The sequence below is a fragment of the Gilliamella sp. B2969 genome, from assembly GCF_026536195.1.
Lineage (GTDB): Bacteria > Pseudomonadota > Gammaproteobacteria > Enterobacterales > Orbaceae > Gilliamella.
Window position 1 is genome coordinate 65759 of sequence record NZ_JAFNOP010000004.1, and the last position, 26078, is coordinate 91836.

Genomic DNA, 26078 nt, shown 5'->3' on the forward strand with positions numbered 1-26078 from the left:
ATTAATCCTCATAAAAATTGCTATTAAAACAACTAAGAATATTGTAAGCTGAAACAGCAATAACTGCTATTATTATTATTTTATCAAGTAGAAATAAGGAGTTACTATGTTCCCTGAATATCGAGAATTAATCTCAAAATTAAAAAGTACTGATTTACACTTTCAAAAATTATTTGATGAGCATAATGAATTAGATCAAAAAATTAAAAACATTGAATCAGGCATTGCTGTCGATACAACTGAAATGTTAGAAACATTGAAAAAGCAAAAATTAAAATTAAAAGATGAACTTTATGAAATACTAAAAAAAGCGTCTGACTAGCAAATTGAATCTATGTTTCGAATACATCGATTGTTGAACTAAAAAAATAAACCCCAAATTCTGGGGTTTATTATAATACTATCTACGATATGATTAGCTACTTTTCACCAATTGTTCTTGTGTTTTTTTCTGTTTACGGCTTTTAATTAGCATAATTGAATTTTTATGTGGTGTCTTCATGTATATTTCCTTCTTATTATTGTTATATAATCTAATTTTATAATATAGTGGTTTTATTTAAAAAATCAACCTTTGTATTTATAGTCCCAAACGACGAGTATTTAGGCTTTACATGGCTTAATTGAATTGATGATATAAGTGATGTAATACTTACATCACTTATATTGACATAATAAATTTAAAACCATTGGCCAAAACGTTTTATATAAATACGTTTCATTAATTGAGCGACACAACAGTAACTAAATAGCGTTGCAATTAGCCAAGGAAAATATGTCCACGGTAAAGGCTCAAGCCCAATTAGGCTCCCTAGCGGTGAAAAAGGTATATAAATACCAATAGCCATAATAAATAATGTCATCACTATCACAGGGAAAGCGGCTGTGCTTTGTACAAAAGGAATTTTTTGCGTTCTAAGCATATGAACAACAAGCGTTTGGGAAAGTAACCCCTCTATAAACCAACCGGAATGGAATAAAGCCTGAGCTTCAATGCTATTCGCACTAAACACAAACCACATAAGAGCATAAGTGGTAATATCAAAAATAGACGATGTTGGCCCAATCCAGATCATAAAGCGTCTAATATTTAACGCATCCCATTTTCGAGGTTTTTGTAAAAACTCTTCATCCATCTTATCCCAAGGTAATGATAATTGCGAAATATCATATAATAAGTTTTGAATTAATAAATGAATCGCGAGCATGGGTAAAAATGGTAGAAATGCACTAGCCACTAATACAGAAAAGATGTTACCAAAGTTAGAACTTGCGGTCATATTTAGGTATTTCATAATATTACCGAACGTTTCGCGTCCACAAATTACACCTTCTTCTAGTACAAGTAAGCTTTTCTCAAGCAAAATGATATCGGCTGACTCTTTAGCAATATCAGTAGCTGTGTCCACTGAAATACCAACATCGGCATCACGCAGTGCAGGTGCATCATTAATCCCATCCCCTAAAAACCCAACCGTATGACCATTATCCTGTAATAATCGAATAATACGTGATTTTTGTAATGGCGTTAACTTAGCAAAGATTGTGCGTTGTTCTATTTGTACTTTGAGCTGATTATCATCCATTTTTTCAATTTCAGTTCCTAACAATGGAATCCCTGGCTCTAATCCCACTTCGCGACACACTTTAATAGTGATAATCTCGTTATCGCCTGTTAACACTTTAACGGCAACACCATGTTCATTTAATGCTGAAATAGCTTCATATGCGCTCTCTTTTGGTGGATCTAAAAACGTCAAAAAACCACGAATTGCTAATGCTTTTTCATCTTGCACATTGTATTGATTTTTTGTTTCGCCTACGGCAATATTTTTTACACCAACGGCTAATACTCTAAATCCATCTTTATTATAATTATGAGCAAGTTCAATCAGCGCTTGTTTACGGTTATCGTCTAATGGTAAATATTCACCATTTTCATAAACATAACTCGAAATAGACAGCATCTCTTCAACTGCCCCTTTACAAATCATTAAATGACTATCATCAGCATTTTGTACCACAACGGATAAACGGCGACGGACAAAATCAAACGGCAATTCATCAATTTTTTTATAAAGGCCAACACCCACTTTTTTAACACTGGTTTTTTCTTCAGCAAAACGAATGATTGCTTTATCCATCAAGTTTTTCATTCCACTTTGATAGTAGCTATTGAGCCATGCCAGTTGTAAAACAGAGGGATCAACCTGCCCATTAATGTCTAAGTGATGTTCTAAAATGATTTTATCTTGTGTTAATGTACCTGTTTTATCTGTACATAAAATGTCCATCGCTCCAAAGTTTTGGATGGCATTTAAACGTTTTACCACCACTTTTCGTTTTGCCATGCCAACCGCACCTTTAGCTAGATTTGCACTAACAATCATTGGTAACATTTCTGGCGTTAACCCGACAGCAACAGCTAATGCAAATAGTGTAGCTTCGCCCCAGTCCCCTTTAGAAAACCCATTTATTAAAAGGACAATTGGTACCATAATAAGCATAAAACGAATCAGTAACCAACTTACACTGTTCACACCTCGGTCAAATGAGGTTTCAGCGCGAGATCCAACAATAGATTTAGCCAATGAACCAAAGTGGGTATCTGCCCCAGTAGCCACAACAATTGCTTTTGCCGTTCCACTCACTACATTGGTTCCCATAAAGCAAACATTGTTCACATCAAGAATATTACCTTTAGATATATCTGCTTGATTAACCTGATCACTATTTTTTTGTGAAACGGCGCCTAATGTATCGTATTTTTCAACGGGAATGGATTCACCGGTTAACACTGCTTGACTCACAAATAAATCACGAGACTCAATTAACCGAATATCAGCCGGTATCATGTCACCAGCCGACAAATAAACAATATCCCCTGGCACGATTTCATTCAACGGAATTTCGTAATGTTCAGGATTCATATCTTTATGTGGACGCCTTAACACGGTAGCGGTTGTGCGAATCATCGATTTTAATGCTTCCGCTGCTTTATTCGATCTGAACTCTTGCCAAAATCGTAATAAACCACTAAGTGTCACCATCGTTAATATGATAATAATACTTGTTAAATCGGTTTCTTCACCTTTTTGTAAAGGTAACCAATAATCAGTAATAAAACTGACAATGGCTAAAATTAGTAATACAAAAATGAAAGGATTATTAAAAGCCATCAATAATTGCACAATAAAAGAAGGAACTTTTTCTCGTGCGACTTCATTTTTTCCATATTGTTCGATTCGTTCTTTCGCATTTTCTTGCGTTAAGCCAGAGAGGCTGGTTTGATATTTAGACAAAATAGTTTCAAGACTATTTTGCGCCTCTTTAATTGCTTTCACGCCGACTTGATTTTCGTTATTTATATTTGATGTATGTTTTGTCATCTTTTGTACCTTAACTCATCATTTTTTGACAAAAAGATCCCGTCATCTAGTTGGCAAATCAACTATAGACAATCAAAATTTGTGAACAACCATAAATTTATTGCATAGCAAAACTAACCTTGTAGGTTGGTATGTCGCAAAAATTTATTAGTAATAAGAAAATTAAATGTGTATTAGATACAACTCGGTGGTTCTAAATGTTTTTCAGACAGATATAAAACACATAGCATATGTGTATGTGCGCAATGATGTTTTGAATTTATGTGATAGCGTGTAGAAAAATGCATATCGTTCACCGTTACCGTTTATCAATTTTCGGCTTGTGAACTGAAAAAATGAATATTTAGACAGGTCATTAACCGATGGTGATTTGTTTTAATTTGTCTCCCCAGCTGTTGGGGTGACCCGAATGAGCGTCCATATTTCTCCTGTAAACTGAACTAAACCCTTTGCGTTTCAACTTTCCCTAACCCTCATTTTTAACCACCTAATAGTTAAAAAAGTAAGAAAAGCCCAAAGGCGGGCAAGTTATACGCTTTTAAAAAAAAGAAGTCAACCTATTATGGCAAATAATGGCTTTGAACGCTTAAAAACAGCACTTATTGCCTTAACTGCAACAATTTTAGTGTAGAATTGATACACGTTTTATCCATAATCCGTTACAATATGATAACTGTTTAAACTAGGATAAATAGAATGGAATTTAGTACATTATTTAATGATAATTGGCTCAACTTAATCGTTATTTTTGCACTATCAATAATTGCGTTTGTTTTCAAAAAAAAACCTAAAAGTAACTATTTTGAAAATATTATTAAGTACACTGATATTTTAGAAAAAACACCACAGCCACAATATCAAAAAGACTATTTAAACAATATTAAAAAGAAATTACTCTGGGAAAAAGTGTGTTTTTATCGTTCAGGCAATCGTAACAAGGAGAGAATTGCTATATCCTTAATCAATAGTGATATTTATAACATTATTGATTTAACACAGTTAAATTCATTAACCCAATACTTTGCTATTGAGAAAAATAAAATTTACCCTTTAAAACTTTTTCTCGTTAAAGAATTTGTTGTGAGCTGTATAGCTGCGGTTATTGCTATTATTTTTGTACTATCTAATCTCAACACTATTTTTAAATCACCTGAAATTATTAGTGTAATCATTGCTATATTAACCATTTTTATCATCACAATTATTATTAGCCAATTTATTGTGCCTGTAATAAAAAGACTCAATATGCTTAGATTGATTCTTAAGGATAACGATTTCCTTAATCGAGCCAATCACCAACTTGCCGTTATTATTGAAGATGATCAAAAAATCAATATATCCATTGCCGAGCAAGTTTTTGTTCAAAATGAGCAAGAGAGCGATAACAATAATTAAAAATAAGTAATATGTCACACTGACAAATAACCGGATTTAAGTATCAGTTTTAAATCAAGAAAATTAAGATTGAATATTTAATCGACTATTTCTGAGTTGCTCAACTAAATTCACCAGTGATGAATTTAGTTGACACATAAATTCCTGATAAGAAAATTCCTTTTTACTTATTTGATCTAATTGTAATTCCCAATGGGCAGTCATATCTGGCATAGACATTGTTTCTGGAATTGAAAGTATCAAATTCCGGCCAACTTGCGTTGATCGAATAGATTTGCCTTGTCGAGTTAAAAATTGACGCTTAAATAAAAGTTCAATGATGCCAGCTCTAGTTGCTTCAGTGCCTAATCCATCTGTCTCACGCAATATTTTTTTTACTTCAGGATCTTTGACAAATCGCGCAATACCAGTCATAGCAGAAAGCAAGGTAGCATCAGTAAATGGCCTTGGTGGCACAGTTTGTTTGTCCACCAGTTCAGCATCAATACACTGCACACTATCACCTTTTTTTACTAATTTAGTCAATAAAGGGCTATTTTCACTACTCTCTAATTCCCCTTCATTTTGACTATTTTTAGTGCTGAATAATACTTTCCATCCCTCATCAAGCATTTGATTAGCCTTCGCAACAAATTTACCACCTTCAATATCAACATCAATTTGTAATTCTGCATATTTATAAGCCGTATAAAATTGAGCCAGATACTGCGTTGCAATAATTTGATAAACCGATTTTTCATGCTCTGATAAATTACTCATTTTGACTTTGCGTAAAGTAGGAATAATGGCATGGTGAGCTTCGACTTTTTTATCATTCCAAGCTTTAGAACGTAATGTAAAATCAGCATTATCCACAGCAGTTTGCAGTTGTGGGCAATTATTTTCGATAGCAGATTTTACGCCATTAATCTGCTTTAAATGATCTTGGGGTAAAAATCGACAATCAGATCTTGGATAGGTAATTAATTTATGTTTTTCATATAAAGATTGGCAAATATCTAATACTTCTTGGGCACTTAATCCATTTTTTTTAGCCATCTCAATTTGTAAAGTAGATAAATTAAATGGCATTGGTGGAGCTAACTCTTTCTTTTTATTACTTACTTTATCGATAATACCTGTTTGATTTTTTATCCTTTGACAAACATTCTCAGCCAATTTTTTAACTAATATTCGTCCCTCCTCATCTTGATAAGGGGAACAAGCCTCACTCGGTTGCCATTTGGCTTTAAAGATCTCTTTATGTTTAGTTTCTAAAACGGCATAGACTTCATAAAAAGATTTAGGAACAAACTGTTCAATATCTAAATCACGCCTTACCACTAAACCTAATACAGGCGTTTGTACACGCCCAATTGATAATACACCTCGGTAACCATTGCGTTGCCCAGCTATAGTACATAATCGGCTCATATTAATCCCATAAAGCCAATCAGCTCGAGCTCTTGCTAATGCCGAGGTCGATAAAGGAATAAAATCTTGGTTACTACGTAACTGTTCCAACGATTTTTCTACAGCACTAGCATTTAAATCACTAATTAAACAACGTTGAATAGTTTTACGTTTCTCTGGTAATAATTGACAATAATTGAGCACTTCATCAACCAGCAATTGCCCTTCTCTATCGGGATCGCCGGCATGCACTATTTGACCGGCTGATTTAATCAAATCGACCAATATATTAAATTGTTTTTCAGTACTGCTTTTTGGTGTTAATAGCCATTTTTCGGGCACAATAGGCAAATCAGCGATGGTCCATTTTTTATAACGTTGATCATAGGCTTCCGGAGTAGCTTGTTCCAATAAGTGACCAATACACCAACTGACAATATCCCCATTGCTGGCTTTAATAAAACCATTACCTTTTTGATGAGGCTTAGGTAACACATCAGCAATGGCTCTTGCCAAACTTGGTTTTTCAGCAATAAAAAGACGATAGAATTGATTAGATTGCATAATACGTTATATTAATCATGAATGCCAAATATGATAAGCTTGATAAGATTTATTTAGTATAAAACCTAGTTTAGTCGCCATTTTTAAAGACGCATGATTATGTGCATCCCATTTGGGTGATATCTGACGTTCCAGACAGGTTAAAATTAACTTTGCTGAGCAAATCAAACCAAGACCTTTCCGTCTGTGTTGCGCTATTGTGTCGACTTCTATTTCAATACAATTATTATATGCCAAATAAGAGGACGCCCCAGAAACAATAATATTATCTTTCAAAATAACACATCCTAATCCATATTTTCTAAACTCAGAATAAGCGTTAAAATTGTTGCATAAGTCCTTAGACCATTCAAGCGAAGTAATCTGTTGATAATCATTTTCATCAATTGCTTTTAGTCGATAACCTTCAGATAGTTGTGAAACGATAGCTTGTAGTTTTTGGCGTTCAAATAATGGTTCAGAATAAAAACTATAACGGGTAAATTTCTCATAACAACTGGGATATGTCCGTTCTATCAAACTTTGCCAAGTTTGATCATCTGCAATAACAATAAAATAATTGTTACCATAAATTGTTGGAATATAGCTGAGCATATCCTGATTGGGGCAACCTGCACAAAAAAAGAAACAACCAACATTCACGACTGCAGAGTTGGGTTGTAAAGCGTTATCAGTGTATGCATAACCAATATTGCCTTGCCAATAAGCCTGCAAAAGGGATTGATGAAATTTTTTAAATAATGGCTTGATAGCTTTAACATCGGTAACGTTATGAAAGTTCACCATCATCTACCCTGTTTGACTAAAAAATTCACTGTTTTACCACCATTTTTTGCATTTAAGCCATATTACCGATCCAATACAAATCACAATAATTATTAACACTAATCCTAGAAAGGACCAACTCTTTTCACTCATTGGAATACCCGCTAAATTTACGCCTAATAAGCTTGTTAAGAATGTAATTGGCGTAAAAATAATGGTAAATAGAGACATTAAATAAATTCGTTTATTGGTCGATTCAGCCAAAAAGCTATTAATTTGTTCCATAATTGATGCCAATCTTAATAAACAACTGTCAATATCAGATACATAATGGCTTTGCTGATTAGAAATATCATGTAAACGTTGACGGTCATTGTCATCAATCCAAGATATTCTTTCTGTTGAAATTTTTACAAAAATATCCCGCTGTGGTGATAATAAACGACGTAAAACAATCAGTTGTTTACGTACTCTTCCTATCTCTTTATGGGAAAAAATATGCTGATTTAACACCAAATCTTCAAGTTTAATAATTTTGTTGTGTACACTATCAAAAGACAAATTAACTTGATCACTAATCAGTTCAGAAACTTGAATCAGCCAATCAGCAACATCGACAGGCCCTATCCCTTTTTCTAAATTATCTTTTAATTGAAAAATAGCATCAATTTGCTGATGTCTAGAGGAGATGATTAAGTTATCAATAATATAAAAGCGAAATGTTACAATCGGGTCAGGCAATTCATTTGGTGTGAAATTAACCCCTTTTAGTACAACTAAAATCCCTGAATCAAAACGAATTTCCTTTGAAATCTGATTAGGTTTGATTAACTCGCTTTTGACTAAATCAGGAATTATCGTAGTTGAGTGTATCCAATTGATTGTTTCAGGCTTAGCAAAATCTAAATGAATCCAACAGGGTTTTTCAACCGATGCTTCACTATTTTCATCTAAGCTTACAGCTTTGCCTTTGCCATCTAATTGACAACTAAAAATAGGCTGAGATGCCAATAAGTGAGCAACAGGAATTGATTTTGGGTTGTTAAATTGATCCATAAGCTACACCTGTAAATTAATTTTAGATAATTATATACCTAAACCAATATAAAATGCAGTTATGAATAATAGTTATTTCTATTCAGGGTGTTAAATAAATTTGTGGCACAACCTGATTTATTGGATGCGGATATATTCCTAATTCAACGCCATACCAATGTTTAATGTTATTGACAGTTATCACCTCTGCTGGTGTGCCTTGTTCAACTATCTTTCCTTGATTAAGTAATAAAATCTTATCCGCATATAAAGCAGCTAAATTAAGATCATGTAATATACAACACACAGCTAAATTTTGTTGCTTGGCTAATTTTTTTAATAACCTTAAAGTGTGCTGTTGATGATATAAATCGAGCGCTGAAGTCGGTTCATCTAAAAACAGTAATTTTTCTCTTGGCGTAGGTTGCCACAGCTGGGCTAACACTCTTGCTAATTGAACACGTTGCTGTTCACCGCCAGATAAACTTCGATAATCGCGATCGGCTAATTTTAAACAATCAGTTTGCTCCATGGTCTCAAATATAGCTTGCTCAACATAGTCTTTTCCGTAAGGCGCACGTCCCATAGCAACGACTTCTTTAACACTGAAAGGAAAGGTAAGTTGACTATGCTGTAGCATCACCGTTCTAACTTTCGCTAACTGTTTTGCCGACCATTGGTTTAATGGTTTATTAAGTAAAAAACACGCGCCAGATGATGGCTGCTGATACCCCGTTAACAGCCTTAACAAAGTCGATTTACCCGCACCATTGGGGCCAATAATAATGACAATTTCACCAGCATTAATGGTCAAAGAAACCTCATTAATAATAGTTTTACTGCCATAAGCAAATGTTAAATTATTTGCAATTAACATCATGATCTAATTCCATCTGTTACTTCTGCCTTAAAATCAGCCAAAGAAAATAGGGACCACCAATGAGGCTGGTGAACAGTCCAACAGGTATTTCAGCTGGGGCAATCAAGGTTCGAGCTAGTGTATCGGCCAATAATAACAGGCAAGCGCCACCAAGTGCAGAACCCGGCAGTAACCATTGATGATTGGCCCCCATCCGTAAACGAATCATATGTGGAACAACTAAACCAACAAAAGCGATAATACCACTCACGGCAACAGCTGTGCCTATCAATAATGCACAAAGTAATAATAAATATTGCTTTATACGAAGGACATTAATACCTAGATAGTGCGCATCTTCATCACCAAGCTGCAAGATATTAAGTTGATAAGAAAGTTTAAAAATACAAATTAATGCAGGAACAATTAGAGACATAGCAACGAGTACCAAATCCCAAGAGCCTTTACCTAAATGTCCCATTGACCACAAAGATAATTGTCTTAATTGAGATTCATCACTAACATAGCTTAAACAGCCCATTACAGCCGCAATAATTGCATTAATTGCTACACCTAATAAAACCATTTTAGCTAAATTACATTGTTCGTTCAGGCTATAAAGATAAATCAGCAAGCAAATAAAAAAACTGCCGATAAAAGCGGCAACCATCTTACCGTAAAGCATCATAATAGGTGGAAAAATGGTTGGAAATAAAATCGATAATCCGACCATTAAACTTGCGCCACTACTAATTCCAAGTAGACCTGAATCCGCTAATGGATTTCTGAATAACCCCTGCATCACCGCACCCGAACTGGCTAATGCCATTCCCACAATAACAGCTAAAATTATGCGAGGTAAACGAATATTGAGCCAAATATTTAATATCGGATCGTCAAATGACATTGTTGCAAGTTGGGTAATGGGAAATTTAAGTGCGCCAATGTTTGCCGCAAAAATAATCAACACACAAAGGATAACCAATAATGCCCATAATATTATTCGTTGACTAACATTACGCACCAACTTACCTCACTGATAATATCAACTTGATCATATATATTTATATGCATTAATTATGAACGGCCAGATGAGGATCAACCACACTATATGCACAATTATCAAATTGCTTATTTTCTATTTTGGTTAAAATCGTATTAGCTAGCTCTGCTCGATGGATAAAGCCATGAACTTCCTGATTAAAATAACATTGAGCGCTATAAGTAATTTCGCCATTACGTAGTCCGCCTGGTCGTAAAATCAAATACGACAACGAACTTGTTTGCAACCACACTTCAGCTAATGACTTTTCTCGAACGGCGTGACCAAAGGCTTGTTTTGCCCTAGCAGATAACGTGTTCCACGAATCACCACAGCCTAAAGAAGTGACCAAAACCATGTTGGTAATACCTGCTTGCTCTGCACAATCAATAATCTTTCGCTGTGCTGTATAGTTACCTGTTTCACCACCTAAAGTTGAAACAATGACAGAGTCAGCACCAGCATGTTCAAACATAGCGTTTAACAAAGTAGTATTCGTTGCATCGCCGACATAAGTTGCAATACCTTGTTGCGAAAGCTGTTTGGCAAAATCTGCATGCCTAACTAATACAATACAACGCCAGTCTGGATGACGTTGTCTTACCAACTGTGCTAGTTGGTAACCCGTACCTTGATTTGGGCTTACCCCAAAAATAAATAATGTTTTCATAATATGTTTTAATTGAATTTTTGCATCAAAGCTCTAAATTTTTCTAGTTGATCGGCTTTAAGTTGATGATTTTCATCACGACCAACAAATATTTTAAACATCGACTGTCCCAAATGATTTAAAAAAATCATCGATGCTGTCGACATCTTCATAAATTTTCGTTCAATAAACGCAATATATTGACAATGTTCAGCTTTAATATGACCACTTAAACCTTTTTGATGGCGTAAATTAAAATATTTTTGACTATGTGTGCCAGGCGGTAGCTCACCTGAAATTTCAGCAATAATATCACCTGTATGAATCAAAAACATTACATCACCCCAAGTTGTTACTTCATCCCAAATAGCATCGAAATGATCACCATCAACAATTTTAGATTCTGGCATAGCTTGAATGACTTGCGTTAAAGTAACTTGATAGTCTTGTGCAATTTTTTCTAGCAAATCTTCTGGATTAGTTTGCATATAAGTTGCTAAGTGAGTTAAATGTGTTTGTTTATCTACCATAGAAGTATCCTTATTGATGTGATGTTATTTAGACATGTTGTTTATGATTAACCGATTTTGACATACCCTGCATTGCTTTCATAGACTGTCTAGCCGTTGCCATTTTTTGTTGCAATTCAATATGTTCTGGATTATTCAATTGTAATAATAATTGTTGTAAAGCTTGAAGAATATTACTTGACCAATAACGTCCCGATAAAGTTAATTGCAAACAATGTGCTTGATTTTTTAATAGACCAACTTGGTACCATTGTTCAATTAAGGGATCGAATAATTCGGCATGATCGGTTAAACCATTTAAATCAATTCTACCCTTTTCAATACCTGCTTGTAATTTATATAACCAATCGCCAATTAAAGGTTTACCTGTTAACATCATTAATGGTTTTTTACCTTGATCGAGCTGCGCATAATAACTTGCTAAATCACGATTAAGCATAAAAGAGTGCCCACCTAATCGTCCACCCGCACACGAGCCGTAAGCAAAAAAATGAGAACCTTGCTTTATCAGAAAATTATATAAATTACGTTCTCGACTGGTTTTAGACCAATGCGCATTAGTTAAATGATGCCAACCTTGTTTTTCAAGATACTTTGCGCCTTGTTGATATAAATCGCATTTATCAGTAACTGAAGGTAGCTCAATACGTTTATTTTCAACGCCCTTAGCTAAAGGAGTGGTTGGCAGTAAATTAAGGGCATAAAGATCAACCCCATCAATAGGTAGATTATCGACTATTTCTAAATCTTGTTGCCAAGTTTGATAAGTTTGGTTAGGTAATCCAAACATTAAATCACAAACTAACGCGACACTATCTCGAGCTGCTATACGCTCAAAGCCATCAATAATTTGTTGTTTAGAAGATTGACGACCTAATTTTTGCCTAATATCCGTATCGAAAGTTTGCACACCAATCGAAAAACGATTGGCTCCAGCTTCAATATAGCTATCAATGCGATCATCATCAAAATCAGAAATGCGCCCTTCTACAGTAATTTCACAATCGGGAGCTAAGGGTGCAAATTGCTTAAAATAGCGAATGACTCTAGCCAATTGACCTGCTGCCAAGGCTGATGGTGTACCACCACCAAAATAGATTGCATGAATCGGGGCCGATTGCATGGCATTATTGGTAATTTCTAACGATATCTCGTGTAAAAGATAGTCAACATAGGTTTCGGTATTATGCTTACGTAGTGGATTTTGATAAAAACCACAGAATTGACAATGAATATCACAAAAAGGCACATGCACATAAATTAACCTTTTTTTACCTTTCAATTCAGATAATTGAATATTTTCCCATTGCTTTTCAATTAAGTCTTGGTCCAGCGGTAAACTTGCTTGTAAAGGCATTACTGCCCAACGATTTTTAAAAGGTAAAACGGAATTCGCAGCAAAAAAAGCACTCACATCTAACGATTTCATAACGGCTATGTGTAAATAAAATTTGCCAAGATTAAATAATAATTATTATCATTTATCAATATTTTTTATTAATTTATTTTATAATTAATTGATATTTATTTAATTTTTTTGCTAAAAAATATAGTAATTAATAAGATTTATAAAATAATTTATATGACAATATTGATAATAGTTATCATTTTCACTATATTACTACCCTCAATACCGAGACACAGGGAGTGTTAAATGTTAAAAAAAATTATGACAAAAGTAACTGCGCTACTATTCATCTTTGTTTTCAATGGTTTGATTAATTATAGCTTTGCTAATGAAAGAATCGTTATTGCAGGGGCAAGCTTAACTGAAATTGTTTATGCCCTAGGCGCAGGTGAGCAAGTTGTTGGTATTGATAAAACGAGTACCTATCCTGAATCAGTAAAAAATCTACCTCAAATTGGTTATTGGAAATTATTAAATATTGAAGGAATTTTATCTTTACACCCCTCTCTTTTTATCGCATTTAAAGATATAGAACCTGATAATATCTTTGCTCAAGTTGGCAAGGCTAAGGTAAGTGTATTGGCGTTAAACCGAATCCCTGGTACTGTTGATTTACTATATGAAAATATTGATAAAATCGCTGATAAATTAAATAAAAAAACCGAAGGACAGCAATTAATCAATAAAATTAAAACCAATCTTTCACAAATCCAAAAAGACATTTCCAATCATCATAAAAAAACAAAAGTGCTTTTCTTAATGAGCATGGCTGGGACCAATTCAGTTGCGGGTAAAAATACAACAGCGGATGCGTTAATCACGATTGCTGGCGGTGAAAATTTAGCCACACATACAAGTTATAAAAGTTATACCCCTGAATCGCTAATTGTGATGAATCCGCAGGTTATTGTATTTAATACCCACTCTATTGAACAGTTAGGTGGTTTAGACAAAATCAATACTATCCCAGGTATTACAGAAACAGATGCTTACAAAAATCACCGTATAACTGTTGTTGATGATCAATATCTTTTTGGGATAGGACCAAGAGTTGATGAGATTACAAAAATTTTATACCAAAGCTTCTATCCAAAATGAAGTTCATCCTGATTTTTATATAAATTTTAATAATGTTTGACAACAAATTAGAAGCAATTGAAGTGAATCATTTTATTTAATTTACTAAGTCTAAAAGGATTACAATGTTCAATTTTACAAATTTAAAAAAAACCAGCACGTTAGCTTTGGGTCTGACTTTTGCAGTCCCGAGTATTGCCGCTGAAAAACATGATGACGATAAAATTAATGACACGATGACTGTCACCGCGCATGAAGCATTCAAAAAACCGGGCACAAATACTGAAATTTCTGAACAAGATATTAGACGTGATGGCGGAACAAATTTTGGAACAATCATGCGTTATCAACCCCTGATTTCGGCTTCAGGCACTATTTCTGGTTCAGGAAGTGGAAAAAGTAGTTGGGATAGAGGTGGATTTACCGGTTATAACATCCGCGGTTTGGATGCAAACCGCGTATCGATTGATATTGATGGAATGCCTTTACCCATTGCACAAGGGCGCGTAAATTCAGTCGGTCGGGCTGGATTTGGTTCTTATGGTATCGGGCGTGATTATATTGATACTTATATGTACAATAAAGTTGATATTCAATCAGGTGCAACCTCGGTTGGTAATCCTAATAATGCTTTAGGGGGTTCTGTTTCATTCCAAACAAAAACAGCAAGTTACTACTTATACCCAGGTAAAACAAGTTATTTTGGTTTCCAAAATAACTACGATTCAGCAGATCATAGTTATCATCAAGGGCTAACCATGGCAGGTGGTGATGATTATCTTAATGGTATATTAGTTTTGAGTCGTCGTGATGGTCAGCAAACAAGAAATCATGGGGATTCTATTAGCAGTTATCCTGAAAATTGGCACTCTAATTCCATTTTAGCCGGTTTTGGCTGGCAAATGACCGATGAACATTTATTAAATACAACCATCGACTTTAATAGTAAAACAAAAAATTCACATTACGATACATGGAATAGAACAGGTAGCAAGATTGAATCTTTCGATCACCAAAAAAGTAAAAATAATCGCTTCAATTTATCTATCAAAGATCAGTGGCGCCCAACCGACCTTAGCTGGATCGATATATTAACGACCCAATTAAGTTATCAACGTACTAATGTTTATGATGATACTGATTTACGTCATAAAACTAAAGGAAACTTTAATACCCAAACCAACTATAACACTAAGACTTATAACTTTATTACAACATTATTAAAAAATTACGAAAATCAAAAAATTAGTGCGGGTTTAAATGCTAAATGGGGTAAAGACGAATCACCGTTTTATACTTCTGCTAAATCTGAAAATAGTAAAATCTTTCCTGATGGTGACTATACCAAACCTCAAGCCGATAGCCGTTCTTATCAATTAGGTGGATTTGTTGAAGACCGTATTAGCTTTAACTATAACGAAACAAATAACTACTATTTGGTTCCGGGTATTAGAGCGATATATCAAAACACTAAACCGCGTAATTTGGATAATATGTCTGTAACGGGTATCAACTCATCTAATTTGAGCAAACAGTACAGTGATAATAGCGATTTCCAAATTTTACCATCACTTGCATTGATGTACGATATTAATCCTGATTTTACTGCCTACTTACAATATAAACGTAGTGCGCAAATGCCGAATCAAAATCAATTATACGGTTCTTATTTAGCTCATAGTAAGATGTATGTTTTAGTTGGTGACTCTAACCTAAAAACCGAAACAAGTAATAACTTTGAATTAGGTTTAAAAGGACATCCGGTTTCAGGAATAACGTTATCATCAGCCGTATTCTATAATCGCTATAAAAACTTCATTGCCTATACTCGATATAAAAAAGATTTTGTCGGCACGGGTAATCGTATCGTTTATCAATCTGAAAACCGCGATAAAGCTTATATTTATGGTGCCGAACTAAGCAGTGAATTTAATTTTGGCACATGGTCTAATGCGGTAAATGGTTTAAGTGCTAGATTCGCAATCGGCTATAACCAAGGTAAATCAAAATCCAATTACTTAGGTGATAAAAATGTCGAAATGGACTCTGTTGCGCCATTAAAAAGCGTTATAGGTCTAGCTTGGGATGATCCAAATAAATTTTATGGGGTTGCCATTACAACAACGCTGCAAAAAGGGAAAAAAGCGGAATCGACTAATCGCGAATCGTATGGAAATGATGGTAAACCGATCACTGACTCAAAAGATGAGTATTTTAGAGTACCAGGACATGGAATTATCGATCTTACCGGTTATGTCAACATTAGCAAGAATGTTAAATTAAGCGGGGGTATTTACAATCTTACCAATCAAAAATATTGGGATTATTTGAGTAATAATAAGCTATATAGCACCTCTGATCATAAATATCTTGATATGTTTACAGCACCAGGGCGAACCTTCCAATTAGGTTTAGACATTGATTTTTAATCCCAACAATAGTTAGTATCAAAGTTAGGTTAAACCTGACTTTGATTACTTTTACAGTAATAAATTTAAAATTATGCACAATGCGAATGTATAAAAACTGAAAATTATATGATTTACAAATATCGATAAAAATAGTTAATGGCACAAAATAGTCTATAACCTATCGATTCAAACAATTATGTAGATTTTTCATTCTATGTGCTAAAAAATAGACCACACAACAGATTTTACACATAGAAGATAGACTTTTTATTATTATGAAGGCTAAGTAACAGCAAAATAAAAAGCGAATTAACTTACAGACGTTTGAGAGAAGAGTCATTATAAAACTATTTAATTGCAGCTAAAATGATTGGTTATAAAGGTTATATAAACATTTAATCCTTGCTAAAAGTTAGCTAAAAATACGTATAAATTGCTCAATCAAGTAAGCATTACTCATATTCCATCTTATAGTATCGATAACAAGAAAGTTTATTTTAAAAAATAAAAAACGATATAAGTGATTAATATTCAAATAAAATTATCTTTATCCTTTTATATTGTTAATAACGAATTTAAATTTATTTTGCTAAAAAAATAAACAATTCTTACTAACTTCGAATTCCTGTGTTAATATTGTCGCGATGCAATACCTTTATATAACCTATAGATAATTGTAACATACAAGTGGAGTTCATTTATATGAATATGAATAATATAAAGCTTTCTTCTATGATGTTTCTTGAGTGGTTTATTTGGGGCGCGTGGTTTGTGCCTTTGTGGCAGTTTTTGAGTTATCATGGTTTTTCTGCTGCGCAAATTAGTCTGTGTTATGCAACGACTGCAATGGCAGCAGTGATTTCTCCAATCATTATTGGTTCGATTACAGATCGTTATTTTGCAGCACAAAAAGTGTTAGCTGTGTTATGCCTACTCGGTGCACTTTTAATGTACCTTGCAGCACAACAAACAACTTTCAACCTATTTTTCCCTATATTATTTTTATATGCTTTAACTTATATGCCAACTGTGGCTTTAACCAATACCATTGCTTTATCAAATGTCAGTGATGCAGAACGTTACTTTCCACGTATTCGAGTATTAGGCACAATTGGCTGGATAGCATCTGGCGTTGTATGTGGTTTTTTACCAACCCTGCTAGGCTTTGGTGATATTTCGAAAAGTAATATTCCGCTTATCATCACGGCTATAAGCTCTGCCGTATTAGGACTATTTGCATTTATGTTACCTAATACACCACCAAAAAGTACTGGCAAAATCAGCTTAAGAGTAATTTTAGGCTTAGATGCTATTATTTTATTAAAAGATAGAGAATTTAGAACATTTACACTATGTTCATTTTTGTTCTGTATTCCACTTGCTTTTTATTATACTTTTTCAAATGGTTACCTTACTGAAATAGGCATGACAAATGCAACTGGATGGCTATCCCTTGGCCAAGTTTCTGAAATTCTATTTATGCTTTGTCTTCCTCTCTTTATCAAACGATATGGTATAAAAAATGTATTGATGCTCGGGTTAATAACCGCAGGCATACGTTATGGCTTGTTTGTCTATGGCGGTGTGGATAATCTGTTTATTTATAGTTTGTTATTTATTGGTATTTTACTCCATGGCGTTAGTTATGATTTTTATTTCGTTACCGGCTATGTCTATGTTGATAAAAAGGCTCCATCACACGTTCGAGCCTCTGCTCAGGGATTATTTTCACTTTTCTGCTTAGGTTTAGGAAATTTAGTTGGTTATAACTTAGGTGGAACAATGATGGAATACTTTTTCAAATATGAAACACCTGAAAATGGTTTAACTTACAACTGGGCTGGCATGTGGGGCTTTGGTGCAATAATGATTGTGGTCATTGCAGTAATATTTCTTCTATTTTTCAGAGAAAAACGTGAAATTGAACCAATTAGAGTTGATCAATTGCAATAACATTGATCTCGTATTTATGCTGGTAATAAATCACTTTACGAGTAATTCATAGAATAAGATAGAGGATATCATGTCAATTTCTAAGGAAAATAAAATATTAGGTACGTTCTATGGACAAGCCATTGGCGATGCAATGGGAATGCCATCTGAACTGTGGCCTAGAACAAAAGTACAGTCCTATTTTGGATGGATAGATACTTTTTTACCAGGTCCGAAAGAAAATAATGCAGCCTGTTATTTCAATCAAGCTGAATTTACTGATGATACTTCAATGGCACTCGCGCTTGCAGATGCCATTATTGAGTGTAATGGCCAAATTGAGCCAAACACTATTGCCAATAATATAATGAAGTGGGCACAAAATTTCGATGCATTTAACAAAAATGTCTTAGGACCAACTTCAAAAATTGCACTTAATCAAATTTCGCAAGGCAAATCAATTGATTCATTAGAAAATAATGGAACAACAAATGGGGCGGCAATGCGTGTATCGCCACTAGGTTGTTTGTTGCCGGCAGATAATTTAGATGATTTCATCGAACAAATTACGCTTGCTTCAAGCCCAACACATAAGTCAGATATAGCCATTGCTGGCGCAGTCACCATCGCATGGGCTATATCTAAAGCAATTGATCATTGTAGTTGGCAACAAATTAAATTAGGTTTAGCAACGATTGCTGATATTGCTCAAACACGAAAAATAACCACGTTTAGCCCTTCAATATCAAAACGAATTGAGCTGGCACTTAATCTGGCTGAAAAGCCAGGGGGCGTTCAGTCTAAGCTGTCCGATATTTATAATATTGTCGGTGCTGGCACCAGTACACTTGAAGCCGTTCCCGCTGCATTAGCAATAGTTGAAATTGCAAAAACCGATCCTAATCAATCAGCCATACTTTGTGCAAATCTTGGTGGTGATACAGATACTATTGGTGCAATGGCGACCGCAATTTGTGGTGCACTAAATGGAGTTGAGAGTATCAATCCATTATGGATAAAACAACTTAATGAAGCTAATCACTTAGATTTTACACACTATAGCAAAGAGTTTTATCGTTTAAGACAGATAAAGGAGTCAGCTAATGGTCAACCAACAGCTCATTAGGCAAATTGAGTGTTTAACAACTAAACGGCAAATTTGTCTTATTGGCGCTGCCGTTATTGACTTAGTGATGCAAACTCCTTTTATTCCCAGCTCAGGTGGTGAAGTTTTGTTATCACAGCAAGAAAAACATATAGGAGGATGTGCCTTTAATATTGCATTAATGCTAAAACAATTAGGTATGCAATCATACAATGCGCTACCTATTGGAACGGGTATTTGGGCAACACAAATTAGCCAATTAATGCAACATCATCAGATTGTATCAGAGTTTACTCATCTTGAAGAGGATAATGGCTGGTGTTTGGCGCTGGTTGACCCCACAGGTGAGAGAACTTTTTTTACTATTGAAGGTATTGAAAGTACTTGGAATAAACAATTACTTGCTAATCTTCATATAGAAAAAAACGCAATAATTTATTTATGTGGTTACCAATTATCGAGTAAAACAGGATCCGAAATTCTCGATTGGGTAGAATCTCTTTCTCAACCTTTTGACCTTTTTATTGATTTTGGTCCAAGAATATCAACGTTAAATTCCGAAATTTTTGATCGGTTATTCGCTTTAAAACCCATTATATCGGTCAATCGACAAGAGGCTGAATTTCTTGGTCTTGACAGTAAATCTAGCAATTTTAAAGATGCTGTACAAAACTTTGCCCATAATTGGTTTACCAAGCATCATACACCAATCATTATTCGATTAGATTACGAAGGTGCCTACGTTTATCAAAAAGGAGAACAAAAGTGGGTGGATATATTTCCAGTCACAGTAATCGATACAATTGGTGCAGGAGATAATCATGCAGGAGGAGTGCTTGCTGCTTTATCAGCTGGTTGGTCTTTATCCGATGCAGTTACGTTAGGCAATGCAGTTGCATCTTACACTGTTGGTCAAAAAGGTGCGGACTGTTCACCAACCAGGCAACAACTTATTAAACATATAAAACAAGAATAAGTGAACCGTTTTTAAACAAATTTTTTATTCATTCGTTACTAGACATAACAATCGCAAAAAGACAATCGGGGGACTTATTCCCCCTTTTTAATGCGCCAATTTGACTATAATCTAATTTTTTACTCGATAATAAGATAAACACAGTTAAATCTAATCAATCCAATATGCTTACTCTTCTGTTGTAAAGACATATAAATCACTTCGGCAGTGACAAATGCTATATTCAATAGGAATGTAATTTTCATCAAAAACCTGCTGTTTGATAATCAATACAGGTTCAGACTTTTCCACTGACATCACTTGCATAAACTCTTCATTCGGTGCACTAGCACATACCCAGTTTTTAACATGCATCGGAATAATGTTATGTGTCTGGAAAAAGGTATATAAAGATGTTTGTACATCATCAATATTATCAATAAGTGCTTTAGGAACATAGGATTGTTCAATCGATACAGGATAGTCATCAATATAACGAATACGTTTTAGAATAAAAACATCTTCATTTAAGTCAACGCCAAGATACCTTGCTATTTCTGGACTGACATTACTTAATTGTTTATTAACCCAAATTGTGTTTGGCTTCTGACCTAATATTTGAATTTGTTCGGAAAAACCTTTTAGACTTTTGAGTGAATATTCGAATGAACCATTCACATAGGTACCATAGCCTCGTGCACGAATAATAAATCCGTCATTTTCTAATATTTCTAGAGCCTTACGTATAGTAATTCTCGAAATATTGAGTTGTTGAGTAAACTCCCTTTCACTCGGTAAAAAATCACCTTTCTTCAATGTTCCTGAAGTAATTAGCTTAACAATTATTTCAACAATTTGTTGATATAAAGGTAATTTAATACTTTTATCTAATAGTCGATTTAAGTTAGAGATTAAATTATTGCTCATTATTTCCTCATTACTAATGATACGCTTTTATTAAGACTATTTGGTTTTCTTTACGATCACGTATAATTATTAACTAAACATAAAATATGTTTAAAAATCAAGGGATCAATAGCTATCTATGAAATAAATAAAACCTAGCTTTACCATTATTTGGATGATAATGATTAACTTAAGATGCTTTATTAAGTTATTTTCAAGTAAATTATTTATAGTTAATAATGATATAGCAAAATTTTAATGCACTAGAGTGAACAAAAAATAAAGAATTTATAAATAGCTAAATGCTTTTGTTAGTTTACTCAAAACAATTAAAACACGTTGTAAATCGATACCATTTATGAAATCAACAATATTAAAAATTTGAGGCGTATATCATTAAGTTGTTCCATCAAATTTAAAAATATTTTTTTACTTTGCGAAATCAAGATTTACTTAATGCACTAGAATGGTAAAAATACAAAACTATTTACCTAGATTCTAATTAGATGCAATAACGCTTTATTCAAAGTATAGATCACAGAAAACCAACTTTTAAACTAGTACAAGACAACTATTTATTATCAAGAATTCTTATGGCGTCCCCTACAGGATTCGAACCTGTGACCTACGGCTTAGAAGGCCGTTGCTCTATCCAGCTGAGCTAAGGAGACAATGATATGTTTTGTAGAAAAGACGCTGAACATTATATAAAGCTATTTTGATCCGTCAATGATTTTTAATGCTTTATCTAGTTAGGTTGACAAAATATCATCAATTCTTCCATTTCTTGAACGTTATCAGTCATAATTCATGGTTTATAATAAAATCATATTATAAAATATAATTTAAAAATATCTATTGTAAAAACAAGCTAACTTATTCTTATTTTATTGGTCATAAATGACCCAATAACCCGTAACAACTTTCTCAAAGATTATAATAATAATTTATTGGTTTTACTAACTGGTTTTATTAAAAATTGTAAATTAGTCTACAGTGGGTAGCGCCCCAGACAAAGTTAGCATGTAGGACTACCATAGTTAACCCCAAAAAGCATTAAACGAGTTTATTTACAAACCATTAAATGAATTAGCTTTTATATTTTGGATAATATTCAGGGTTATTGTTTGGCGTTAGCAATTTGAGCTTTGAGCATAGCTAATCTACTTTGTCCTTGTTGCATTTTTTTTTCGGGAGATAATTCAGTTGATTGATCTTGCCATGCTAAATCATCTTGAGGTAACTCTAATAAAAATCGACTTGGTTCAACATACATTGTTTCCCCAAATTGTTTGCGTTGGCGACTAAATGAAAACGTTAATTCTCGTTGAGCACGCGTAATTCCAACATAAGCTAAACGGCGCTCTTCTTCAATATTGTCTTCATCAATACTGGTTTGATGCGGTAATAGTCCTTCAGACATACCAACAAGGTAGACATAGGGAAATTCTAACCCTTTAGATGCATGTAACGTCATCAACTGAACTTGATCTAACTCTTCTTCCGATTCATTACGTTCTAACATATCTCGCAAAGTAAACCTAGCTACAGCTTGCTCAAGCGTCATTCCTTCATCGAGATCATCACCTTGCAGCATATCATTTAACCAGCTCACTAACTGCTCTACATTACGCATTCGCATTTGCCCTGCGGTTGGTGAAGCTGATGTTTCATAGATCCAGCTTTCATAATGAATACCATGTATGAGTTCATGAATAGCATTCATAGGTTCACTATGTGATTGCTGAATTAGTGTGTCAAACCATTGAATAAATAATTGTAAAGACTCCATTCGTTTACCGGATAACACTTCTGTTAGCCCCATATCATGACTTGCTTGAAATAAACTAACACCGCGATGATTTGCCCATTCCCCAAGTTTTTGTATCGTCGCTGGACCAATTTCTCTTTTTGGTGTATTGATAATGCGAATAAAAGCATTATCGTCATCCGGATTAGTAAGTAAACGTAAATAAGCCATTAGGTCTTTAATTTCAATACGAGAAAAAAACGAAGTACCACCTGATATACGATAAGGTATTCGATACTGCATTAGCATCTTTTCAATTAAACGCGCTTGATGATTACCTCGATATAAAATGGCATATTGACCATATTGGCTATTATTAGCAAAGCGATGAGCAATCAAATCATTAACCACTTTTTCAGATTCGTGCTCTTCACTATCTGCCGAAATCACTCTTAATACTTCACCGTAACCATGTTCCGAAAACAGTTTTTTTTCAAAAATATGAGGATTATTTTCAATTAAAATATTAGCCACTTTTAATATACGTCCTGAAGAGCGATAATTTTGCTCTAACTTAATCACGGCTAATTGAGGAAAATCTTGCTTAAGTAACACTAAATTTTGTGGACGAGCACCTCGCCAAGAATATATCGATTGGTCATCATCCCCAACAACCGTAAATTTAGCTCGGTTACCCACTAATAATTTGATAAATTCATACTGACTAGTATTAGTATCTTGATACTCATCAACCAGTAAATAGCGTACACGATTTTGCCATTTTTCCCGCACTTCTTGATTGTTTTTTAATAATAAAGTAGGAAGCAAAATAAGATCATCAAAATCCAAAATACTACATGCTTTTAATTGTTTTTCATAAAGTTGATAACAATGGGCAAATAACTTTTCTTTGTTAGTTTGAGCTCTTGCCATAGCGACAGTTGCATCAATAATATCATTTTTCCAATTCGAAATGGTTGATCGCAATTGGTTAATTAAATCTTTATCACCTTCTAGCCATTGCTGAGTCAGTTCTTTTAGTAAGGCAATTTGATCATGATCATCAAATAATGAAAAATTAGCTTTAATACCGAGATGGTGATACTCTCGACGCACAATATCAAGACCTAAAGTATGAAAGGTCGAAATTTTTAATCCCCGCGTCTCTTTTTTAGTCAAAGACAAAGCAATCCGCTCTTTCATTTCTCGCGCAGCTTTGTTGGTAAACGTTACCGCAACAATATGACGAGGTAAATACTCTTTAACGCGTATTAAATACGCGATTTTATTAATAATAACACGAGTTTTGCCAGAACCAGCCCCAGCTAAAACTAAGCAAGGTCCGGATACATATTCAACCGCTTGTTGTTGACTTGAATTTAAACGCACTGATTTTGACCATTAGAAAAATTGGCATTTAGTATATACTGTTTTTATAACTCGATACAAATACCGATAATTAAGCTTTTTTTAATGTTTTTTATTCAAAAATTAATGAATAAAGGCCAACGCCTGTTCAACGACTTCAATCCCCGCGCCTTTTTTATGAGCATTTTCACTGAGATAACGACGCCACTGTTTAGCACCTTTACAACCATTAAAAATACCTAGGGTGTGACGCATGATATGATTTAATTGTGCGCCTTGGGTCAATTGCTGTTCGATATAAGGGTATAAAGCTTTTATAGCTGATATAGCATCAATACTGGGTTTATCGATACCAAAAATTTGGGCATCAATTTTAGTCAGTAACAAAGGATTTTGGTAAGCTTCCCGGCCAACCATCACTCCATCAACAAATTGTAAATGATGTTTGATCTCATCAATTGTTTTTACGCCACCATTTAGCGCAATAGTTAGTTGTGGATAGTCGCACTTTAATTGATAAACACGAGCATAATCTAATGGAGGGACTTCACGATTTTCTTTTGGACTAAGCCCCGATAACCATGCTTTGCGAGCATGAACAATAAAGGTATTAGTAAAAGGTAAAAGTGTATCAATGAATTGGCGTAAAAAATCATAACTATCTAAATGATCAATACCAATTCTTGTTTTGACCGTAACGGGAATATCAACCTGATCTTGCATCGCCGATACACATCTTGCCACTAAATCAGCCTTGCCCATCAAGCAAGCGCCAAACATACCATTTTGCACACGGTCAGAAGGACAACCAACATTAAGATTAATTTCGTTATAGCCTCGTTGCTCAGCTAATTTAGCACACTTTGCAAGTGCAACAGGATCACTGCCACCTAATTGAAGGCATAAAGGATGTTCAGCTAAATTAAAATTTAAATAATCACCCTTACCAAATAAAATCGCGCCCGTTGTTACCATTTCGGTATACAACAATGTTTGCTTAGTTAATATGCGATGAAAATAACGGCAGTGCTTATCGGTCCAATCAAGCATTGGTGCTACCGAAAAGCGGTTTAGACAAAAATTAGCCAAAAAAACCTCGACATGAATATAAAAGTTGATATTCTATCTACCACTTTTAAATAGTGCAATAATATAAGGAATGAACATGGATATAAATGAAACAAATAAAATTTCCTTTCAACTAACAGAAGTGTTAAAAAAACACATGAATTTTATTGGGGGAATACAACAATTTTTTGGCGTAACTATGATCATTGCTGGCGCGTTAACCTGTTTAGGTATTATCACTGCTATAATAGGTATTCCACAAATTATCGCTGGTGTTAAACTGTTTAAATCAGGCAGCGCAATCAAATTAACAACCAACGGGCAAAAAGAGCAAGATATGGTGGCTTCGCTTGAAAATCTATATGGATTTTGGAAGTATACGCTGATAAGCTTTATTATTTCAATAGTATTTACAGCGATATATTTGGTAATGATAATCAGTTATATTAATTCACTTTCGTATTACTAGTGACTCGCC

General features: G+C 34.2%; 20 protein-coding genes and 1 tRNA gene. 8 read left to right on the forward strand and 13 right to left on the reverse strand.

Features of this window, described 5'->3' with window-relative positions:
• Positions 1-106 precede the first annotated feature (106 nt).
• Positions 107-322, forward strand: a complete 216-nt coding sequence (locus tag J3U66_RS04660; RefSeq protein ID WP_267332591.1) for a YdcH family protein — start codon at positions 107-109, stop codon at positions 320-322.
• Between the two features lie 358 nt (positions 323-680).
• On the opposite strand, the gene mgtA is transcribed toward J3U66_RS04660, so the two are convergent.
• A complete protein-coding gene (gene mgtA, locus J3U66_RS04665; RefSeq protein ID WP_267348185.1) occupies positions 681-3389 on the reverse strand; it encodes a magnesium-translocating P-type ATPase in 2709 nt (902 codons plus the stop codon).
• A gap of 696 nt (positions 3390-4085) precedes the next feature.
• Between mgtA and J3U66_RS04670 the strand changes: the two genes are divergently transcribed.
• The gene (locus J3U66_RS04670) at positions 4086-4784 is read left to right on the forward strand and encodes a hypothetical protein (protein ID WP_267348187.1); all 699 of its coding nucleotides are present in this window, start codon (positions 4086-4088) and stop codon (positions 4782-4784) included.
• A gap of 63 nt (positions 4785-4847) precedes the next feature.
• Here the strand turns inward: J3U66_RS04670 and J3U66_RS04675 are convergent, their stop codons facing one another.
• The 8 genes from J3U66_RS04675 to hutW all read right to left on the reverse strand — a co-directional run bounded on the left by J3U66_RS04675 (position 4848) and on the right by hutW (position 13049).
• Entirely contained in the window at positions 4848-6740 is a 1893-nt protein-coding gene (locus J3U66_RS04675; protein ID WP_267348188.1) for a DNA topoisomerase III, read from the reverse strand.
• 15 nt (positions 6741-6755) lie between these two features.
• Positions 6756-7523, reverse strand: coding sequence for a GNAT family N-acetyltransferase (locus tag J3U66_RS04680; protein ID WP_267348189.1), 768 nt, complete (start codon positions 7521-7523; stop codon positions 6756-6758).
• Between the two features lie 36 nt (positions 7524-7559).
• Positions 7560-8561 carry a zinc transporter ZntB gene (zntB, locus tag J3U66_RS04685; RefSeq protein WP_267332586.1) on the reverse strand — a complete coding sequence of 334 codons (1002 nt, stop codon included), beginning with the start codon at positions 8559-8561 and terminating at the stop codon, positions 7560-7562.
• An 82-nt stretch (positions 8562-8643) separates the two neighbouring features.
• On the reverse strand, positions 8644-9420 hold the full coding sequence (locus tag J3U66_RS04690) for a heme ABC transporter ATP-binding protein (protein ID WP_267332585.1): 777 nt from the start codon (positions 9418-9420) through the stop codon (positions 8644-8646).
• A gap of 16 nt (positions 9421-9436) precedes the next feature.
• Positions 9437-10426: a FecCD family ABC transporter permease gene (locus tag J3U66_RS04695; RefSeq protein ID WP_416379528.1), complete on the reverse strand. Its 990-nt coding sequence runs from the start codon at positions 10424-10426 to the stop codon at positions 9437-9439.
• A gap of 46 nt (positions 10427-10472) precedes the next feature.
• Positions 10473-11111, reverse strand: a complete 639-nt coding sequence (locus J3U66_RS04700) for an NAD(P)H-binding protein (RefSeq protein ID WP_267348191.1) — start codon at positions 11109-11111, stop codon at positions 10473-10475.
• An 8-nt stretch (positions 11112-11119) separates the two neighbouring features.
• Positions 11120-11620, reverse strand: coding sequence for a heme utilization cystosolic carrier protein HutX (gene hutX, locus J3U66_RS04705; protein WP_267348193.1), 501 nt, complete (start codon positions 11618-11620; stop codon positions 11120-11122).
• A 28-nt stretch (positions 11621-11648) separates the two neighbouring features.
• Entirely contained in the window at positions 11649-13049 is a 1401-nt protein-coding gene (gene hutW / locus J3U66_RS04710; RefSeq protein ID WP_267332581.1) for a heme anaerobic degradation radical SAM methyltransferase ChuW/HutW, read from the reverse strand.
• A gap of 225 nt (positions 13050-13274) precedes the next feature.
• Between hutW and J3U66_RS04715 the strand changes: the two genes are divergently transcribed.
• From J3U66_RS04715 to J3U66_RS04735, 5 genes are all read left to right on the forward strand, one after another.
• Complete coding sequence (locus tag J3U66_RS04715) at positions 13275-14126, forward strand: heme/hemin ABC transporter substrate-binding protein (RefSeq protein ID WP_267332580.1); 852 nt, start codon at positions 13275-13277, stop codon at positions 14124-14126.
• 104 nt (positions 14127-14230) lie between these two features.
• Positions 14231-16534, forward strand: a complete 2304-nt coding sequence (locus tag J3U66_RS04720; protein WP_267332579.1) for a TonB-dependent receptor domain-containing protein — start codon at positions 14231-14233, stop codon at positions 16532-16534.
• 684 nt (positions 16535-17218) lie between these two features.
• Positions 17219-18469: a nucleoside permease gene (locus tag J3U66_RS04725; RefSeq protein WP_267332578.1), complete on the forward strand. Its 1251-nt coding sequence runs from the start codon at positions 17219-17221 to the stop codon at positions 18467-18469.
• 70 nt (positions 18470-18539) lie between these two features.
• Positions 18540-19574, forward strand: a complete 1035-nt coding sequence (locus tag J3U66_RS04730; protein WP_267332577.1) for an ADP-ribosylglycohydrolase family protein — start codon at positions 18540-18542, stop codon at positions 19572-19574.
• On the forward strand, positions 19552-20529 hold the full coding sequence (locus J3U66_RS04735) for a PfkB family carbohydrate kinase (RefSeq protein WP_267332576.1): 978 nt from the start codon (positions 19552-19554) through the stop codon (positions 20527-20529). Before J3U66_RS04730 ends, J3U66_RS04735 begins: the two co-directional genes overlap by 23 nt.
• 168 nt (positions 20530-20697) lie before the next feature.
• Here J3U66_RS04735 and J3U66_RS04740 read toward each other — a convergent pair whose 3' ends face one another.
• From J3U66_RS04740 to dusA, 4 genes are all read right to left on the reverse strand, one after another.
• Positions 20698-21435 carry a GntR family transcriptional regulator gene (locus J3U66_RS04740; protein ID WP_267332575.1) on the reverse strand — a complete coding sequence of 246 codons (738 nt, stop codon included), beginning with the start codon at positions 21433-21435 and terminating at the stop codon, positions 20698-20700.
• Positions 21436-22008: 573 nt separating this feature from the next.
• A tRNA-Arg gene (locus tag J3U66_RS04745) sits at positions 22009-22085 on the reverse strand.
• A gap of 449 nt (positions 22086-22534) precedes the next feature.
• Positions 22535-24553 carry a DNA helicase Rep gene (gene rep / locus J3U66_RS04750; RefSeq protein ID WP_267348194.1) on the reverse strand — a complete coding sequence of 673 codons (2019 nt, stop codon included), beginning with the start codon at positions 24551-24553 and terminating at the stop codon, positions 22535-22537.
• Positions 24554-24655: 102 nt separating this feature from the next.
• Positions 24656-25651, reverse strand: a complete 996-nt coding sequence (gene dusA, locus J3U66_RS04755) for a tRNA dihydrouridine(20/20a) synthase DusA (protein WP_416379721.1) — start codon at positions 25649-25651, stop codon at positions 24656-24658.
• Between the two features lie 46 nt (positions 25652-25697).
• On the opposite strand from dusA, the gene J3U66_RS04760 reads away from it, so the two are divergent.
• A complete protein-coding gene (locus tag J3U66_RS04760) occupies positions 25698-26069 on the forward strand; it encodes a DUF5362 family protein (RefSeq protein ID WP_267348198.1) in 372 nt (123 codons plus the stop codon).
• The last annotated feature ends 9 nt before the right edge of the window (positions 26070-26078 follow it).

What these genes read in the sequence shown, in the direction of transcription:
- J3U66_RS04670 (WP_267348187.1), top strand. Translation starts at nt 4,086, where the DNA reads ATGGAATTTAGTACATTATTTAATGATAATTGGCTCAACTTAATCGTT.
- J3U66_RS04760 (WP_267348198.1), top strand. Translation starts at nt 25,698, where the DNA reads ATGGATATAAATGAAACAAATAAAATTTCCTTTCAACTAACAGAAGTG.
- hutX (WP_267348193.1), bottom strand. Translation starts at nt 11,620, where the DNA reads ATGGTAGATAAACAAACACATTTAACTCACTTAGCAACTTATATGCAA.
- J3U66_RS04725 (WP_267332578.1), top strand. Translation starts at nt 17,219, where the DNA reads ATGAATATGAATAATATAAAGCTTTCTTCTATGATGTTTCTTGAGTGG.
- J3U66_RS04730 (WP_267332577.1), top strand. Translation starts at nt 18,540, where the DNA reads ATGTCAATTTCTAAGGAAAATAAAATATTAGGTACGTTCTATGGACAA.
- zntB (WP_267332586.1), bottom strand. Translation starts at nt 8,561, where the DNA reads ATGGATCAATTTAACAACCCAAAATCAATTCCTGTTGCTCACTTATTG.
- J3U66_RS04700 (WP_267348191.1), bottom strand. Translation starts at nt 11,111, where the DNA reads ATGAAAACATTATTTATTTTTGGGGTAAGCCCAAATCAAGGTACGGGT.
- mgtA (WP_267348185.1), bottom strand. Translation starts at nt 3,389, where the DNA reads ATGACAAAACATACATCAAATATAAATAACGAAAATCAAGTCGGCGTG.
- J3U66_RS04735 (WP_267332576.1), top strand. Translation starts at nt 19,552, where the DNA reads ATGGTCAACCAACAGCTCATTAGGCAAATTGAGTGTTTAACAACTAAA.
- J3U66_RS04675 (WP_267348188.1), bottom strand. Translation starts at nt 6,740, where the DNA reads ATGCAATCTAATCAATTCTATCGTCTTTTTATTGCTGAAAAACCAAGT.
- J3U66_RS04690 (WP_267332585.1), bottom strand. Translation starts at nt 9,420, where the DNA reads ATGATGTTAATTGCAAATAATTTAACATTTGCTTATGGCAGTAAAACT.
- hutW (WP_267332581.1), bottom strand. Translation starts at nt 13,049, where the DNA reads ATGAAATCGTTAGATGTGAGTGCTTTTTTTGCTGCGAATTCCGTTTTA.
- J3U66_RS04720 (WP_267332579.1), top strand. Translation starts at nt 14,231, where the DNA reads ATGTTCAATTTTACAAATTTAAAAAAAACCAGCACGTTAGCTTTGGGT.
- J3U66_RS04715 (WP_267332580.1), top strand. Translation starts at nt 13,275, where the DNA reads ATGTTAAAAAAAATTATGACAAAAGTAACTGCGCTACTATTCATCTTT.
- J3U66_RS04740 (WP_267332575.1), bottom strand. Translation starts at nt 21,435, where the DNA reads ATGAGCAATAATTTAATCTCTAACTTAAATCGACTATTAGATAAAAGT.
- J3U66_RS04660 (WP_267332591.1), top strand. Translation starts at nt 107, where the DNA reads ATGTTCCCTGAATATCGAGAATTAATCTCAAAATTAAAAAGTACTGAT.